Source organism: Leisingera sp. MMG026 (assembly GCF_021654205.1).
Classification (GTDB): domain Bacteria; phylum Pseudomonadota; class Alphaproteobacteria; order Rhodobacterales; family Rhodobacteraceae; genus Leisingera.
Map to the genome: position 1 here is coordinate 112,262 of NZ_JAKFZM010000012.1, position 16,270 is coordinate 128,531.

Sequence of the window (16,270 nt, forward strand, 5' to 3'; positions counted from 1 at the left end):
TGCTTGCTGGTCCGGTTCAGATATGCATATACACAAGGGACATTCAAATGCGAAGGCGGTTTCCGTGCCTCTGACTGACTGCAAAATCATTGACTTGCCCAAGATAACAGACGTGCGGGGCAACCTGACCTTTGTTGAGGGCGGCAACCATATCCCCTTTGATATCAAACGGGTATATTACCTGTATGACGTGCCGGGTGGGGCCGACCGCGGGGAGCACGCGCATAAGGCGCTGCATCAGTTCATAATCTGCATGTCGGGCAGTTTCGATATCCTGCTGGACGACGGCTTTGCGACCAAGCGTTTCCACCTGAACCGCTCCTACTACGGGCTGTATGTTTGCCCGATGATGTGGCGCTACCTCGACAATTTCTCCTCCGGGGCGGTTTGCATGGTGCTGACCTCCGAAGTTTATGACGAAGCGGATTACATCCGCGACTATGATGAATTCAAAGCTGCGGCAGGTGCAGCGTGAAGGTTCCTTTCCTAGATATTGCGGGCGCCCATGCCGAAATCCAGGACCAGCTGGAGGCAGCTGTGCTGCGGGTCACGCGCTCGGGCTACTTTATTCTAGGTCCCGAAGTGGAGGCGTTTGAAGCGGATTTCGCCCGCTATACCGGTGCGCCGCGCTGCCTGGGCACTGGAAACGGCCTGGACGCGCTGATCCTTGCGCTGAAGGCAATGGGGATCGGCTCGGGCGATGAAGTGATCGTGCCCGCGAACACATATATCGCGACCTGGCTGGCAGTCAGCTTTTGCGGCGCAACCATCGTTCCGGTGGAACCGCTGGAAGCCACCCACAACATCGGCCCGGAGGCGGTGGCTGCTGCCATCACGTCCCGCACCAAGGCAATCATTCCGGTTCATCTTTATGGCCAGCCTGCCGACATGGATCCGCTGATTGAGCTGGCCGGACAGCACGGGCTGCACCTTCTGGAGGACGCCGCCCAAGCGCATGGCGCCAAATACAAAGGCAAGCGGATCGGCAGCTTCGGCGAGGCCGCTTGCTGGAGCTTTTACCCGGGTAAGAACCTGGGTGCGCTTGGGGATGGCGGCGGGTTTACCACCACCTCGCCGGAGCTGGCAGAGCGAGTCTCGATGCTGCGCAACTATGGCTCGGCGGTTAAATACGAGCATGAGCTGGCTGGCCAGAACAGCCGTTTGGATCCGATGCAGGCAGCGGCGCTGCAAGTGAAACTGCAAGTGCTTGATGATTGGAACACCCGCCGCCAGGCCATCGCCGCCCGTTACCTGGAGGCACTGTCTGCGGCGGGACTGGTACTGCCTGCGGTGCCGGAATGGGCGGACCCGGTCTGGCATCTCTTTGTGGTGCGCCATCCGGACAGGGATGCTTTCCGCACCCGGCTGGAGGCTGCAGGAGTCGGCACTGTCATCCACTACCCCAAACCGCCGCATCTGCAGAACGCCTATGCCGGGCTTGGCTATGGCAAGGGTGCGTTCCCTGTTTCTGAGACGTTGGCTGCGCAGGTGATCAGCCTGCCGATCGGGCCTGCTCAGACTGAAGCGCAGACCGAATATGTAGTCGAGCAGGTGCTGAAACTGGCGTGACCGGCGCGGCCGGGTTATCTGATTCCTCGCGCATTGGAGCTGCCAGCCGGCTAGGATTGCGGACGGGAGAGCTGGTTATCGCATCAAATGGCAGCCGAAACTGACTATTGCAAAGCCAGCAGTTGGATCATTGCCTGCGTTTGGAAGGCAGCTGCGTGGAAATTGTATTGCGAAATCGGGGCCGTCACTTGTAAAATGTCGCATGACAATTTGGCATCCTGATCCCTCCGCCTTGACCTCCCCCCTGCATGCGAGCCTTGCGCTGGCCATTGCCAAGGCAATCTCAGACGGCAAGCTGCCGAAGGGGACGCAGCTGCCGACTCATCGCAAAATGGCTGATGATCTCGGCCTCAGTGTCCACACCGTCAGCAAGGCATATGAAAGTTTGCGGCGGCAAAGGCTGATTGACGGCCAGGTCGGCCGGGGCAGCTACGTTCTGGATCCTGACAAGTCCAACGATCAGCCGTTTCAGCTGAGCTCTGAGCGCGGCGGCGGTTTCGACTTGTCGATTTCACGCCCGGCATTCTCGCAGCAGCACGCTGAGCGGTTCGAACAAGCGCTGAGGAAGCTGCCGGAGGGGTTGGATCCGAGCTACTATCTGTCCTGCCGCCCGAACATCGGTCATGACGCCCATCGTGCCGCGGGGTCGCAATGGCTGCGGCACTGCGGTTTGGACGTGCCGCCGGAGCGGATCATTATGACCAATGGGGTCAGTCATGGCATGTCAGCGGCGCTGTCGGCGCTGACCCGGCCAGGCGACACGGTGGTATCAGACAAGGTCACGCATCATTTGCTGGTTTCGGGGTGTTCTTATTTGGGTTTGAACCTTGCGGGCGTTGATGTGGATGCGGATGGTATCCTCCCGGATGCGCTTGAGCGGTATTGCCAGGAAAACAATCCTAAAGTGTTGTTTTTGCTTCCGTCCTTGGCCAATACGACGGCGGGCATGATGCCTGAGGAACGCCGCCGTGCGTTGGTGGGGGTTGCCCGCAAACATGATCTGCACATCATCGAAAACGATGCCTTTGGTCCGGTGGCCGAGGGGCGTCCGGTGGCGGTTACTGCCCTCGCGCCGGAGCGTTCAATCTACTTGACCACCTTTACCAAATGCACAGTGTCAGGGTTGCGCGCAGGTTACATGGCAGCGCCGGAGCATCTGCTGCCGGCATTGACCGGGCGGATTGTCGTGTTCGGTTGGATGGCCACGCCGCTGATGTGCGAACTGGCCACCCGCTGGGTGCTGGACGGCACCGCGTTGGAACTGGCGCAGTGGCAGCGGTCTGCGCTGGCCGAGCGCCATGGCATCGCCGCTGAGGTGTTGAAAGACTGGCACTGGCAGGGCCACCCTTCGGCATTGCATCTATGGCTGCCGCTGCCCAAGGGCTGGAGCACCAGCAGTTTCGTGTCTTACGCACGTGAGTTGAAAGTCGCGGTGGCGCCGGATGCGCCGTTCCTGCCCCCCAAGACGCCGCCGCAGAATGCTGTGCGTCTGTCGCTTGGCAGCATCCAGGATCTGGGGCGTTTCAGGCAAGCCTTGGAGCTGATCGCCGTAATGCTGGGCCGCCCGCCGGAGGGGGTTGCGCCTTTCACATACTGATTGTCCTGCAACAATAAAAAAATTGACATGCAGTACAATTCCTCTCAAACCTGCCGCAGCGGTGCGCAGGCACCGGTGAGACTTGGGAGGAAATCATGGCTCAGACAGTCAAAATCACTTTCGCGGCCCTGGCGGCGGCGGGGATTACCCTGGCAGGCAGCGCGGCGCAGGCGGACACCTGGCGCTATGCCTTTGAGGAGGCGATGACCGATGTGCAGGGCGTCTATGCGCAGAAATTCAAGGCAGAGATCGAGGCGAACTCGGATCACGAGATCCAGCTGTTCCCCTATGGCACATTGGGCGAATCCGCCGACATCATGGAGCAGACTCAGGACGGCATTCTGCAGTTCGTAGACCAATCACCGGGTTTTACCGGCTCGCTGATCCCAGAGGCGCAGGTGTTCTTTGTACCCTATCTGCTGCCGACCGATCAGGACCACCTGGCGCGCTTTTACAAGGAAAGCAAGGCGATCAACGGCATGTTCAAGCCGCTCTATGCCGATCAGGGGCTGGAGCTGCTGAACATGTTTCCCGAGGGCGAAGTGGCGATGACCACCAAGACTCCGGTGGCCACCTGCGCCGATCTGGACGAGGTGAAATTCCGGGTGATGACCAACCCGCTGCTGGTCGAAAGCTACAAGGCCTTTGGCGCCACCCCGACGCCGCTGCCCTGGGGCGAGGTTTACGGCGGGCTGCAGACCAATGTGATCCAGGGGCAGGAGAACCCGACGTTCTTCCTGTATTCGACCAAGATCTATGAGGTCACCGATTACATCACCTATGCGGGCCACAACAACTTCACCACCGCGGTGATGGCCAACAAGGATTTCTATAACGGCCTGAGCCCCGAGGATCAGCAGCTGGTGCAGAACGCGGCGCAGGCCGCCTATGACCACACCGTGGTTTACCAGCAGCAGGCCGCAGAAACCGAGCTGGCCAAGATCATGGAGGCCAAGCCTGAGATGAATGTGACGGTGCTGACCAACGAACAGCGCAGCTGCTTCAAGGAGGCGGCGGCAGAGGTTGAGGCCAAGTTCATCGAGATGACCGGCGACAGCGGCGCCGCGATCCTGGAACAGATGAAGGCAGACCTGGCGGCCACCGCCAACTGACGTCTGCGATGCAACTGCTGCTGAGCGGGTGCCGCCCGCTCAGCCAGCCGCAGACCTTGGGAGGAAGGAATGCACCAGACACATGAGTCCGCGCTGCCCGGCTTCCTGGGCGTGATCGACAGCGCCATCAGCCGCACGGAGTCGTTCCTGCTGGCCGCCGGCGTGCTGCTGATGGCGGCCAATACCGTGGCCAATGTGGTGGGGCGGTTCGTGCTGGGCAATTCCATCTTCTTCACCGAAGAGCTGAACCGGATCCTGATCATCCTGATCACCTTTGCCGGCATCAGCTATGCGGCGCGCAATGCCCGTCATATCCGGATGTCGGCGATCTATGACCTGCTACCGCCGCATCTGCGAAAGGTGATGGTGGTGGTGATTTCGGTGATCACCGCCGGGTTCATGTTCCTGCTGTGCTTTTACGCGGTGAAATACATCGGCTCGCAGGCGTCGCGCGGAAGGGTGCTGCCGGCGTTGCAAATCCCGGTCTGGGTGATCCTGGTCTGGGTGCCTGCGGGGTTCTTCATGACCGGTGCCCAGTACCTGCTGACCGCGGTGCGCAACCTGACGTCCTCCGGCATCTATCTCTCGACCCATGTGCAAGAGGGGTACGAGGACGCGGAAGAAATCGAAATCTGAGGGCGGACCCATGGCTGCAACTATTTTCCTGACCATGATTGTCCTGCTGCTGCTGGGCTTTCCGATGATGATCCCGCTGATTGCCGGCGCTTTCATCGGCTTCTTGATGCTGTTCGGCGATCTGGCCCGGACCGAAACCATGGTGCAGCAGATGATGGCCGGTATCCGGCCCGCCTCGCTGATTGCGGTGCCGATGTTCATCTTTGCCGCCGACATCATGACCCGGGGCCAGTCGGCCGGGCGGCTGATCAATGTGGTGATGGCCTATATCGGCCATATCCGCGGCGGGCTGGCGATTTCCACCGCTGCCGCTTGCACCATGTTCGGCGCCGTTTCCGGCTCGACACAGGCAACCGTTGTGGCCATCGGTTCGCCGCTGCGCCCGCGGATGCTGCAGGCGGGCTACAAGGACAGCTTTGTGCTGGCGCTGATCGTCAACGCCAGCGACATCGCCTTTCTCATCCCGCCCTCCATCGGCATGATCATTTATGGCGTGGTGTCCAGCACCTCGATTGCCGAGCTGTTCATTGCGGGCATCGGTCCCGGCCTGCTGATCCTGCTGCTGTTTTCGGCCTATGCCTATATCTATGCGGTGCGTAACAACGTGCCGACCGAGCCCAAGGCGACCTGGCGCCAGCGGTTTCAGACCATGCGGCAGGCGCTTTGGCCGATGGGGTTTCCGGTGATCATCATCGGCGGCATCTATGGCGGCGTCTTCAGCCCGACCGAGGCGGCGGCGGCCTGCGTTCTATATGCGCTGATCCTGGAGGTCGCCGTGTTCCGCTCGATGTCGCTGGCGGATGTCTATGAAACCGCAAAATCCACCGGGCTGGTCACCGCAATCGTGTTCATTCTGGTGGGGGCAGGGGCTGCGTTTTCCTGGGTTATCTCATTCGCGCAGGTGCCACAGCAGATCCTTGGCGCCATCGGCATTGCCGAGATGGGCGCCATCGGGGTGCTGTTCGTGATCTCCATCGCGTTTTTCATCGGCTGCATGTTTGTCGATCCCATCGTGGTGATCCTGGTGCTGGTGCCGGTTTTTGCGCCGGTGGTGAAATCGGTGGGGCTGGACCCGGTTCTGGTTGGCACAATCATCACCCTGCAGGTGGCTATCGGATCGGCCACGCCGCCCTTTGGCTGCGATATCTTCACCGCGATTGCCGTGTTCAAACGCCCCTATGCCGAGGTGGTTCGCGGTACGCCGCCCTTCATCCTGATGCTGCTGGGGGTGTCGGTGGCGCTGATCTTCTTCCCGCAGATTGCGCTGTTTCTGCGCGACCTGGCCTTTGCCAAATAAGGAGGCGCGGCGATGTTCACATCCATTCTGGTGCCCTTTGACGGCTCGCAAGGGGCGGAGGCCGCGCTGGCCAAGGCGGCGGAGCTGGCGCAGCTGAGCGGGGCTGGGCTGACGCTGCTGACGGTCTATCGCCACCACTCGCTGCTGGAGGCGTCGATGCATGTGGTGCGCCCGGATCAGCCGGAGGACCTGGACGAGATCATGCGCGGCCACGCCCGCGAGGTGGCCGAGCGCGGCAAGGTGCTGGCGGCAGAGGGCGGCGTTTCAAAACCCCGCGCCTTTGTCAAAGCCGGGCCGGTGGCGCGTACCATCACGGGGTTTGCCAGGGAGCATGGGCAGGACCTGATCGTGATCGGCAGCCGGGGTCTTGGCTCGCTCGAAGGGGTGCTGCTGGGGAGTGTCTCTCACAAGGTAACGAGCCTGGCCGAAACCCCGGTTCTAGTTGTTTAGGAAGGCAGAAAATGGCCTTTGATATCCATGCCACGCCCTCGCGGGTTCCGGCCCGGCTGGACGACCGCCCGGTGCCCAAGCGGATCGCGCTGGTGGCGCTGGCGACCGACCACACGTCCGAGCGCGACTTTGCCCGGATCTGCGACCCGGACCGGGTGGGCGTCTATGTGAACCGGATCGCATTCGAGAACCCGACCACCCGGGAAACGCTGCTGAAGACCGGACCGAGGCTGACTGAAGCCGCGGCGCAGATCCTGCCGGAGGAGGCGGTGGATGTGGTGGCCTATGGCTGCACCGCGGCTTCCATCGTTTTGGGCAATGATGCGGTCGCCCGCTATCTGAACACGGCCAAGCCGGGCGCGCCTTGCGTCACCCCAAGCTCTGCCGCCTTTGATGCGTTTGCCGCACTTGGGGCCGGGCGGGTGTCGCTGTTGACACCCTACAGCCCGGCGGTCACCGATGAGATGGCGCAGTATTTTGCGGCGCATGGCCCAGCGGTGGTCAGTGCCGCCTGTTTCGGGCTGACCGACGACCGCCAGATGGCGCGGCTTTCCGAGGACAGCATCATTGAGGCCGGGATTGCCGCCTGTGATTCATCAGCCGATGCGCTTTTCCTGTCTTGCACCGCGCTGCGGGCGGCTGTCTGCATTGAGCGGATCGAGGACCACCTGGGCAAGCCGGTTGTCAGCTCCAACCAGGCAATGGTCTGGCGCTGCCTGCGCCTGGCCGGGATCACGGATCCGGTGCCGGGCTACGGCAGGCTTTTTGAACTCTAAATAGGTTAAACAGATCCAATGACTGACAAAATCACCCTTCAGGACAGCTATCAGGCCCGGGCGCGGATCGGCGGGAAAATCCGGCAGACGGCACTGGTATCTTCGCCTTCTCTCAGCGCGCTTTGCGGCGGAGAGGTTTCGTTGAAACTGGAAAGCACCCAGATCACCGGCAGTTTCAAACTGCGCGGCGCCACCAACGCGGTCTTGTCGCTGACCGATGCACAGCGCGCGGCGGGGGTTGTTGGCGTCTCCACCGGCAACCACGGGCGCGGGCTGGCCTATGCGGCGGCGCAGGCCGGTGTGCGCTGCATCATCTGCATGTCGGAGCTGGTGCCGCAAAACAAGATCGAGGGCATCAAATCCCACGGCGCCGAAGTGCGCATTGCGGGCCGCTCGCAGGACGATGCCCAGGTTGAGGTCGACAGGCTGGTGGCGGACGGCATGACCATGCTGCCGCCCTTTGACCACCGCGACATCATCGCGGGCCAAAGCACCGTGGCGCTGGAAATGCTGGAACAGGCGCCGGATCTGGACACTGTGCTGGTTCCGCTGTCCGGCGGCGGGCTGATTTCCGGCGTGGCGATGGTGATGAAAGCCGCAAATCCGGCGGCCCGTGTTATCGGCATCTCGATGGAACGCGGCGCGGCGATGTATGAATGCCTGCAGGCCGGCAAACCGGTCCTGGTAGAAGAAAAAGCCACGCTTGCGGATTCTCTGGGCGGCGGCATCGGGCTGGATAATGCCTATACCTTTGAAATGACCAGGGCTTTGGTCGATGATGTGGTGCTGGTTTCCGAGACGGAAATTGCCGCCGCCATCCGCCACGCGTATTTCGAAGAACGCCAGGTGATCGAAGGTTCCGGCAGCGTTGGCATCGCTGCCCTGCTGGCGGGCAAGATCGAAAATCTGGGCCGTTGCGTCTCATTGGTCAGTGGTCAGAACATCGACATGGCGCTGCACAAACGCATCATCAACGGAGAAGATGTCGACGTGGCGGCCGAATCCAAGGGGGGCGCAGATGCCTGACATCAAGATCCTGACTGAGACGGAGCTGCGCGATCTGGTGCCGCTGGACGGCGATGCAGTGGATTGCATTGAGCAGGGCTTTACCACGCTGGCCGGGGGCAGGGTGGTGATGCCGCCGATCATGACGCTGCCTGTGCCGGATCATAACGGCGAGGTCTGCGTCAAAACCGCCTATGTGCCGGGGATCGACAGCTTTGCGATGAAGATGAGCCCGGGGTTTTTCGATAACCCCAAGCTTGGGCTGCCCAGCACCACGGGACTGATGGTGGTGTTTTCCAGCAAGACTGGCCTTTTGGAGGCGCTGCTTTTGGACAATGGCTACCTTACCGACGTGCGTACCGCCGCCGCCGGGGCGGTTGCGGCGCGCCATTTGGCGCGGGAGGATGCCGCGCGTGTGTGCATCATTGGCGCGGGCGTGCAGGCAAAGATGCAGCTGAAGGCCATGACCCTGGTGCGCGCAATCAAAAGCGCCGTCATCTGGGCGCGGGACAGCACCAGGGCTGAGGCCGCTGCTGCAAGCCTGCGCGAAGAGCTTGGGCTGGAAATCTCGGCCAGCTCGGACAGCGGAGAGGCAGTATTGTCAGCTGACATTGTGGTCACCACCACCCCCGCTGCTGACCCCGTGATCCAAGCGGAGTGGCTGCGGCCTGGCCAATTGGTCATCGCCATGGGGTCGGATCAGGAGCACAAGTGTGAATTGAACCCCGCTTGCCTGGCCAAGGCAGACTTATACGTGCCTGACAGCCAGGCGCAGTGTGCCGTCAAGGGCGAGCTGCGCAGTGCCATCGGGGCGGGGCTGATCGCAAATGACCGCAGTTTCACCGAACTGGGAGATGTCACTTCAGGCAAGGCCGACGGGCGCCAGGCGGACAGTGATCTGATCATTGCCGACCTGACCGGCACCGGCGTTCAGGACACCGCCATCGCAACTCTTGCAGGCTCCCGCGCAGATGCGGCGGGGGCAGGCGCCACTTTCACCAGCTGATCAACCAGGAACAACGCATATGGCAGACCCCAAGCTGTATTTCTCCCGCTCCGAATACCAGGCGCGTATAGACAAAACCCGGTCCGAGATGGCCCGCCGCGGCATCGACCTTCTGATCGTCACGGATCCTTCGAACATGAACTGGCTGACCGGCTATGACGGCTGGTCCTTCTATGTCCATCAATGCGTCGTGCTGAGCCTTGAGGGTGAGCCGCTCTGGTACGGCCGCGGCCAGGATGCCAATGGCGCTTTGCGCACCTGCTTCATGGCCCCCGCCAGTATCATTGGCTATCCGGACCATTACGTGCAATCGACTGACCGCCACCCGATGGATTACCTGTCGGCGCAGCTGGCGGATCGCGGGCTGGACGGCGGCACTATCGGCGTTGAAATGGACAACTACTATTTTACCGCAGCTGCCTATGCCTCCCTGCAGGCGCATCTGCCGAATGCCCGTTTTGCCAACACCAACGCGCTGGTCAACTGGCAGCGCGCGGTGAAATCCGAGGCTGAACTCGCCTATATGCGCCAGGCCGGCAAGATCGTCGAGCGCATGCATCAGCGGATTTTCGACAAGGTTGAGCCAGGGATGCGCAAATGCGATCTGGTGGCAGATATCTATGACGCCGCCCTGCGTTATGACGAGGGTCTGGGCTTTGGCGGCGACTATCCCGCCATCGTGCCGCTGCTGCCGTCAGGACCGGATGCAGCCGCGCCGCATCTGACCTGGGACGATCTGCCGATGAAATCCGGCGAGGGTACTTTCTTTGAAATCGCAGGTGTTGTGCACCGCTACCACTGCCCGTTGTCGCGCACGGTGTTTCTAGGCAAGCCGACACAGACCTTTCTTGACGCGGAAAAGGCGGTGCTGGAAGGCATGGAAGCGGGTCTGGAAATGGCAAAAACCGGCAATACTTGCGAGGACATTGCCAAGGCGTTCTTCAAGGTGCTGAAGAAATACGGCATCGAAAAGGATAACCGCACCGGCTATCCGATCGGCGTCAGCTACCCGCCGGACTGGGGCGAGCGCACCATGTCGCTGCGTCCTGGCGACACCACCGTTCTGGAAGAAAACATGACCTTCCACTTCATGACCGGCCTCTGGATGGAGGACTGGGGTTTCGAGATCACTGAAAGCATCCGCATCGGGGTGGACGGGCCGGAGTGCCTGTCGGATGTGCCGCGCAAAATGTTCGTGAAGGACTGACCCATGAAGGCAAACCCGATTTCCCCCACCATCGCGCTGGATCAGGACGGCGTGCATCACGGATTTCTGAAACTGCCCTACAGCCGGGATGACTCGGCCTGGGGATCCGTGATGATCCCGCTGACGGTGATCAAGAACGGCGAGGGGCCGACGGCGCTGCTGACTGGCGCCAACCACGGCGACGAGTATGAAGGCCCGATTGCCCTGCACGAGCTGGCTGCCACGACGGCGGCAGAGGATGTGACCGGGCGGCTGATCATTGTGCCGGCCTTCAACTATCCGGCATTCCGGGTCGGCACCCGCACCTCGCCGATCGACAAGGGCAATATGAACCGGTCGTTCCCTGGCCGCCCCGACGGCACCGTGACCGAGAAGATCGCCGATTATTTCCAGCGCACGCTTTTGCCGATGGCGGATCTGGCGGTGGACTTCCACTCTGGCGGCAAAACGCTGGATTTCGTGCCTTTTGCCGCGGCGCATATCCTGGAGGACAAGGCTGCGCAGGAGGCCTGCTTTGCCGCGATGAAGGCGTTCAACGCGCCTTATTCGGTGGAGCTTTTGGAGATCGACAGCGGCGGCATGTATGACACCGCGGTCGAGGAAATGGGCAAGGTTCTGGTCACCACGGAGCTGGGCGGCGGCGGGTCGTCCTCTGCGCGCAGCAATGCCATCGCCAAGAAGGGGCTGCGCAATGTGCTGATCCACTTCGGCATCCTGCAGGGGGAGATGCAGCTGGAAGAGACCGTGAACCTGACGATGCCGGATGACGATTGCTTCCTGTTCAGCGAAGGCGACGGTCTTTATGAGATGATGGCCGATTTGGGCGAAACAGTTGCCAAGGGGGATCTCGTGGCCCGTGTCTGGCCGCTGGACCGCACCGGCCAGCCGCCGGTGGAGTACTGCGCCCGCCGCGCAGGGCTGGTGATCAGCCGCCATTTCCCCGGCCTGATCAAATCCGGTGACTGTGTGGCAGTTGTCGGCGTCACCGGCGCCTGATAGGGCAAGCCTATGCAACTGGACCAGCGCGATCTCGACATTCTGCGCGTGCTCTCAACCGAGGGCCGCATCACCAAGGCCGCGCTGGCCGACCGGATCGGCCTGTCGCCGACCCCCTGCTGGGACCGGCTGAAAAAGCTGGAACAGGCCGGTCTGATCGAGGGCTACGGCGCCCGCATCAACCTCAAGAAACTGGCGCCGCATCTGACTGTGTTTGTCGCCGCTGAGATTGCTGACCACACCGCTGCCAGTTTCCATGCGTTTGAAACGGCGATGCAGCGCTATGACGAGGTCACCGCCTGCTGGGCGCTGGCAGGCGGCTTTGACTATCTGCTGCAGATAGTCACCCGCGACATCGATGCTTACCAGCGGCTGATTGATGAGATGCTGGACGCCCGCATCGGACTTTCCCGCTATTTCACCTATGTTGTGACCAAACCTGTAAAAGGGGCTGGCGCACCGCCTCTGGATGTTCTGCTGCGGCAGGACTGAAACGGCAGTTTCAGGTGGAATCCGGTCGTATGCAGACCCAAACAGCTTGCGGGCAGCAGGTTAGGCTGGGTGTCAGAGGAGTGGAGGAGGCTGCGGCATGGGCACGTTTTCGGGGCAAAATATTCTGATAACAGGCGGCGGAAGCGGGATCGGGCAGGCAATTGCCCGTCGGCTTGCAGATGCCGGTGCCAAACTGGCCATTGCGGACCGCAACGCGGGCACAGCCGAAGCCACGGCTTCCGAATTGCGCGATGCAGGCGCCGAAGCCTTGGCGATTGAGGCTGATATCAGCCGCGAAGCCGACGTCGAGGCGATGTTCGCCGCCGTTCAGCAATTTGGTGGCACACTGCACGGAATGGCGCATTGCGCCGGGATCGGTGTGGAAAAAACCATCCTCGACACCTCGCTGGATGATTGGAACCGGCTGATCGGCATCAACTTGACCGGGACATTCCTGTGCGCGCGCGGTGCGGCGCGGATGATGGCTGGTCAAGGCTATGGCCGCATCCTGCTGATGGGCTCCGCCGCCGGTGAACGCGGAGGAACCGGGCGCTCTGCTTACGGGGCCAGCAAGGGGGGCGTTCATGCATTGACCCGGGTTATGGCGGTCGAGCTGGCCGAACTAGGGATCACGGTCAATGCCATGGCACCCGGCGCCATTGAGACCGAGCTAGTCAGCCGCATGCATGACGCGGAGACCAGAACCGCCTATTGCAGCGGTATTCCTGCCAACCGCTACGGAGCCCCGGATGAAGTTGGTGCTGCGGCGGAGTTCCTCCTGAGTTCCGGGGCTGCTTACGTCAGCGGAGTTGTGCTGCCGATCGATGGCGGCTTCATGGGAGCCGGCGTCATCAAGCGGCAGATGAACCCGTCCGGCGGGTGATATCTTCAAATCAAGCTGGTTGGCGCAGAAGCCAGCTGTTTCTTCTGCTGTTTCAGGAAACTTCAGACACTTCGTCTGTCAGCATCAGACAAGCTCTCCTGTAAAGCACAGGAGAACTTCCATGACAGAGACTGCTCTCTCTGCCCGCGCGGACATTGCGGACAAGGCGTTAGTTCGTTCATTTTCCTACATAAATGGAAAGTGGTGCGCCGCGGCAAGCAGCGAAACCTTCCCGGTCAGCGATCCGGCGGATGGTGCTGAACTTGGCCGCGTCGCCAGCCTGTCTGCAGAAGAATCCTGTGCCGCTGTGGACGCGGCGCAGGCAGCTTTCCCGGCCTGGGCAGGTCTTTTGCCGCAGCAGCGCGCCGCAATCCTGCGGCGCTGGTATGAGTTGCAGCTGGAACACAAGGAAGACCTTGCCCGCATCATGGTGCTGGAACAAGGCAAGCCCCTTTCCGAGGCGCGCGGCGAGATAGACTATGGCGCCGCCTTTGTGGAATTCTACGCCGAAGAGGCCAAACGCCCAAACATCGAAGGCGTGACCAGCCATTTGCCCGACGCCGAAGTAGAACTGTGGCGTGAGCCGGTGGGCGTGGCGGCGTTGATCACGCCCTGGAACTTCCCCTCTGCCATGCTGACCCGCAAAGCAGCGGCGGCGCTGGCGGCGGGCTGCACCGTGGTGGCGCATCCTTCGGGTGAGACCCCGTTCAGCGCGCTGGCGTTGGCGGAGCTGGCCGAGCGTGCAGGCGTCCCTGCAGGCGTGTTCAACGTGGTGACTGGCCATGCCCCCGCCATCGTCGAACCCTGGACCCGCGACACAAGGGTGCGGGCGCTATCCTTCACCGGCTCCACCAATACCGGCAAGCTTCTGTACCGCCAGTCGGCCGACACTGTGAAGCGGCTGGTGATGGAGCTGGGCGGCCATGCACCGGTGATCGTGTTCAAAGGCTGTAATCTGGACAAGGCGGTGGATGAAGCGATCAAGGCGAAATTCGCCACCTCCGGTCAGGACTGCCTGGGCGCCAACCGGATCTTTGTCGAACGCCCGGTCTATGCGGAGTTCTGCGCGAAGTTCATTGAGGCTGCCAAGGCACTGAGCATCGGCAAGGGTATGGATGACTGCGATCTCGGGCCGCTGATGAACGAAAAGGCGCTGCAAAAGCAGGAGCAGCATGTGGCGGATGCGCTGGCCAAGGGCGCAACACTGGCTTGCGGCGGCAAGCGCCACCCACTTGGGCCGTTGTTTTATGAACCCACCGTGCTGACCGATGTTCCCGCAGATGCGCTGATCATGTCCGAGGAAACCTTTGGCCCGGTTGCGCCCGTCACCCCTTTCGATACCGAGGAAGAAGTGGTGGCCCGGGCCAATGACAGCGAGTACGGGCTGGTGGCCTATCTCCACAGCCACGACCCGCGCCGGATCTACCGCCTCAGCCGGGCGCTGCAGTACGGCATGGTTGCTGTGAACCGCACCAAAGTCACCGGCGCGCCGATCCCCTTTGGCGGCACCAAGCAATCCGGCCTTGGCCGCGAAGGTGCCCGTCTGGGCATGGAAGAATTCACCGAAATCAAGTACATATGCCGCGACTGGGCCTGAGCCCCGCAGGCAAGAGAGAGGAAGAACGATGCTGAAGAACGACCAACTCGACCAGTGGGACCGCGAGAATTTTTTCCACCCCTCGACTCATCTGGCCCAGCATGCCCGCGGGGAAAGCCCGAACCGGGTGATCAAGACCGCATCCGGTGTCTTCATCGAAGACCGCGACGGCAACAAGCTGCTGGATGCCTTTGCCGGTCTTTATTGCGTGAACGTGGGCTATGGCCGCCAGGAAATCGCCGAGGCGATCGGGGATCAGGCCAAAGAACTTGCCTATTATCATTCCTATGTAGGCCACGGTACCGAAGCCTCGATCACATTGTCCAAGATGATCCTGGACCGGGCGCCTGCGAACATGTCCAAGGTCTATTTCGGCCTCGGCGGTTCGGACGCCAATGAAACCAACGTCAAGCTGATTTGGTACTACAACAACATCCTGGGCCGCCCGGAAAAGAAAAAGATCATCTCCCGCTGGCGCGGCTATCACGGCTCGGGGCTGGTCACCGGCTCATTGACCGGGCTGGAGCTGTTCCATAAGAAGTTCGACCTGCCAATCGAACAGGTGATCCACACCGAGGCGCCGTATTATTTCCGCCGCAACAACCTGGACCAGACCGAGGAGCAGTTCGTCGCCCATTGCGCCGCCGAACTGGAGGCACTGATCGAGCATGAGGGCGCAGATACAATCGCTGCCTTCATCGGTGAGCCGGTTCTGGGCACCGGCGGCATCGTACCGCCGCCCGCAGGCTACTGGGCCGCCATTCAGGCGGTGCTCAAGAAGCACGACATCCTGCTGGTTGCGGATGAGGTTGTCACCGGCTTTGGCCGTCTCGGCAGCATGTTCGGTTCGGATCACTATGGTATCGAGGCTGATATCATCACCATCGCCAAGGGCCTCACTTCGGCTTATGCGCCGCTGTCCGGCTCCATCATTTCGGACAAGGTCTGGAAGGTGCTGGAACAGGGCACCGATGAAAACGGCCCGATCGGCCACGGCTGGACCTATTCGGCGCACCCGATCGGTGCGGCAGCGGGTGTTGCCAACCTCAAGCTGATCGATGAGCTGAACCTGGTGCAGAACGCAGGCGAGACCGGCGCCTATCTGAACGCCACCATGGCAGAGGCACTGTCCGGTCACGCCAATGTGGGCGACGTGCGCGGCGAGGGAATGCTGTGTGCCGTGGAATTTGTGAAGGACAAGGGCAGCCGCACTTTCTTTGATTCAGCAGACAAGATCGGACCGCAGATCTCGGCCAAACTGCTGGAGCAGGACAAGGTCATCGCCCGCGCCATGCCGCAGGGGGATATCCTGGGCTTTGCGCCGCCGTTCTGTCTCAGCCGCGCGGAAGCTGATCAGGTGGTGGCAGCCGCGCTGCGGGCTGTACAAGCTGTGTTGGGATGAAGTTGCCTCCGAGCCTGCAGCAGCTCAAACACGTAAATGGTTCGATTGCCCGCTGTTTCTGTAACCATGGGATTTGCGGTGCCGGCTTCATCTGATGAATAGAGGTGGTGGCTCTGGCCGGGTTGATGCGAATTCATCAGTCGGCTTGGTCGTAAAGCTGGAGGCCATGACCTTGACGGTTCATACGGAGAAGCCGAGTTGATCGAATGAAGGATATGTACGTCGAACTGCATGAGCCTCCCCCA

The 16,270-nt window shown here is 61.4% G+C and carries 16 protein-coding genes; all 16 read left to right on the top strand.

Annotation, left to right across the window (positions count from 1 at the left end):
* Positions 1-22 precede the first annotated feature (22 nt).
* The 16 genes from L1069_RS08830 (at position 23) to L1069_RS08905 (ending at position 16,025) form a co-directional block, all read left to right on the top strand.
* Positions 23-475 carry an FdtA/QdtA family cupin domain-containing protein gene (locus tag L1069_RS08830; RefSeq protein ID WP_129372946.1) on the top strand — a complete coding sequence of 151 codons (453 nt, stop codon included), beginning with the start codon at positions 23-25 and terminating at the stop codon, positions 473-475.
* A complete protein-coding gene (locus L1069_RS08835) occupies positions 472-1,569 on the top strand; it encodes an aminotransferase class I/II-fold pyridoxal phosphate-dependent enzyme (protein ID WP_237455405.1) in 1,098 nt (365 codons plus the stop codon). The genes L1069_RS08830 and L1069_RS08835 overlap by 4 nt, the downstream gene beginning before the upstream one ends.
* A gap of 202 nt (positions 1,570-1,771) precedes the next feature.
* Entirely contained in the window at positions 1,772-3,166 is a 1,395-nt protein-coding gene (locus L1069_RS08840) for a PLP-dependent aminotransferase family protein (RefSeq protein WP_237455406.1), read from the top strand.
* Positions 3,167-3,261: 95 nt separating this feature from the next.
* Positions 3,262-4,278 carry a TRAP transporter substrate-binding protein DctP gene (gene dctP / locus L1069_RS08845; RefSeq protein ID WP_237455407.1) on the top strand — a complete coding sequence of 339 codons (1,017 nt, stop codon included), beginning with the start codon at positions 3,262-3,264 and terminating at the stop codon, positions 4,276-4,278.
* Positions 4,279-4,347: 69 nt separating this feature from the next.
* Positions 4,348-4,914, top strand: a complete 567-nt coding sequence (locus L1069_RS08850) for a TRAP transporter small permease (protein ID WP_027234607.1) — start codon at positions 4,348-4,350, stop codon at positions 4,912-4,914.
* 10 nt (positions 4,915-4,924) lie between these two features.
* Entirely contained in the window at positions 4,925-6,211 is a 1,287-nt protein-coding gene (locus L1069_RS08855) for a TRAP transporter large permease (RefSeq protein ID WP_237455408.1), read from the top strand.
* A gap of 12 nt (positions 6,212-6,223) precedes the next feature.
* Complete coding sequence (locus tag L1069_RS08860; protein ID WP_237455409.1) at positions 6,224-6,661, top strand: universal stress protein; 438 nt, start codon at positions 6,224-6,226, stop codon at positions 6,659-6,661.
* 11 nt (positions 6,662-6,672) lie between these two features.
* Entirely contained in the window at positions 6,673-7,437 is a 765-nt protein-coding gene (gene eutA, locus L1069_RS08865; RefSeq protein WP_237455410.1) for an ectoine utilization protein EutA, read from the top strand.
* An 18-nt stretch (positions 7,438-7,455) separates the two neighbouring features.
* A complete protein-coding gene (gene eutB, locus L1069_RS08870; protein WP_237455411.1) occupies positions 7,456-8,463 on the top strand; it encodes a hydroxyectoine utilization dehydratase EutB in 1,008 nt (335 codons plus the stop codon).
* Positions 8,456-9,448, top strand: a complete 993-nt coding sequence (gene eutC, locus L1069_RS08875) for an ectoine utilization protein EutC (protein WP_237455412.1) — start codon at positions 8,456-8,458, stop codon at positions 9,446-9,448. The genes eutB and eutC overlap by 8 nt, the downstream gene beginning before the upstream one ends.
* 19 nt (positions 9,449-9,467) lie before the next feature.
* Positions 9,468-10,655 (top strand): ectoine hydrolase DoeA, encoded by a 1,188-nt coding sequence (gene doeA, locus L1069_RS08880; protein WP_129371852.1) that lies wholly within the window; start codon positions 9,468-9,470, stop codon positions 10,653-10,655.
* A 3-nt stretch (positions 10,656-10,658) separates the two neighbouring features.
* Positions 10,659-11,651 carry a N(2)-acetyl-L-2,4-diaminobutanoate deacetylase DoeB gene (gene doeB, locus L1069_RS08885; RefSeq protein WP_237455413.1) on the top strand — a complete coding sequence of 331 codons (993 nt, stop codon included), beginning with the start codon at positions 10,659-10,661 and terminating at the stop codon, positions 11,649-11,651.
* A 12-nt stretch (positions 11,652-11,663) separates the two neighbouring features.
* The gene (locus L1069_RS08890) at positions 11,664-12,143 is read left to right on the top strand and encodes an Lrp/AsnC family transcriptional regulator (RefSeq protein WP_129371850.1); all 480 of its coding nucleotides are present in this window, start codon (positions 11,664-11,666) and stop codon (positions 12,141-12,143) included.
* 97 nt (positions 12,144-12,240) lie between these two features.
* On the top strand, positions 12,241-13,026 hold the full coding sequence (locus L1069_RS08895; protein ID WP_237455414.1) for an SDR family NAD(P)-dependent oxidoreductase: 786 nt from the start codon (positions 12,241-12,243) through the stop codon (positions 13,024-13,026).
* Positions 13,027-13,147: 121 nt separating this feature from the next.
* Entirely contained in the window at positions 13,148-14,623 is a 1,476-nt protein-coding gene (locus tag L1069_RS08900; RefSeq protein WP_237455415.1) for an NAD-dependent succinate-semialdehyde dehydrogenase, read from the top strand.
* A 28-nt stretch (positions 14,624-14,651) separates the two neighbouring features.
* Positions 14,652-16,025, top strand: a complete 1,374-nt coding sequence (locus L1069_RS08905) for an aspartate aminotransferase family protein (RefSeq protein ID WP_237455416.1) — start codon at positions 14,652-14,654, stop codon at positions 16,023-16,025.
* Positions 16,026-16,270: the final 245 nt, after the last annotated feature.

Excerpts from the sequence above, each read along its gene's own strand:
- L1069_RS08830 (WP_129372946.1), top strand. The coding sequence starts at position 23 with ATGCATATACACAAGGGACATTCAAATGCGAAGGCGGTTTCCGTGCCT.
- L1069_RS08840 (WP_237455406.1), top strand. The coding sequence starts at position 1,772 with ATGACAATTTGGCATCCTGATCCCTCCGCCTTGACCTCCCCCCTGCAT.
- dctP (WP_237455407.1), top strand. The coding sequence starts at position 3,262 with ATGGCTCAGACAGTCAAAATCACTTTCGCGGCCCTGGCGGCGGCGGGG.
- L1069_RS08850 (WP_027234607.1), top strand. The coding sequence starts at position 4,348 with ATGCACCAGACACATGAGTCCGCGCTGCCCGGCTTCCTGGGCGTGATC.
- L1069_RS08855 (WP_237455408.1), top strand. The coding sequence starts at position 4,925 with ATGGCTGCAACTATTTTCCTGACCATGATTGTCCTGCTGCTGCTGGGC.
- L1069_RS08860 (WP_237455409.1), top strand. The coding sequence starts at position 6,224 with ATGTTCACATCCATTCTGGTGCCCTTTGACGGCTCGCAAGGGGCGGAG.
- eutA (WP_237455410.1), top strand. The coding sequence starts at position 6,673 with ATGGCCTTTGATATCCATGCCACGCCCTCGCGGGTTCCGGCCCGGCTG.
- eutB (WP_237455411.1), top strand. The coding sequence starts at position 7,456 with ATGACTGACAAAATCACCCTTCAGGACAGCTATCAGGCCCGGGCGCGG.
- eutC (WP_237455412.1), top strand. The coding sequence starts at position 8,456 with ATGCCTGACATCAAGATCCTGACTGAGACGGAGCTGCGCGATCTGGTG.
- doeA (WP_129371852.1), top strand. The coding sequence starts at position 9,468 with ATGGCAGACCCCAAGCTGTATTTCTCCCGCTCCGAATACCAGGCGCGT.
- doeB (WP_237455413.1), top strand. The coding sequence starts at position 10,659 with ATGAAGGCAAACCCGATTTCCCCCACCATCGCGCTGGATCAGGACGGC.
- L1069_RS08890 (WP_129371850.1), top strand. The coding sequence starts at position 11,664 with ATGCAACTGGACCAGCGCGATCTCGACATTCTGCGCGTGCTCTCAACC.
- L1069_RS08895 (WP_237455414.1), top strand. The coding sequence starts at position 12,241 with ATGGGCACGTTTTCGGGGCAAAATATTCTGATAACAGGCGGCGGAAGC.
- L1069_RS08900 (WP_237455415.1), top strand. The coding sequence starts at position 13,148 with ATGACAGAGACTGCTCTCTCTGCCCGCGCGGACATTGCGGACAAGGCG.
- L1069_RS08905 (WP_237455416.1), top strand. The coding sequence starts at position 14,652 with ATGCTGAAGAACGACCAACTCGACCAGTGGGACCGCGAGAATTTTTTC.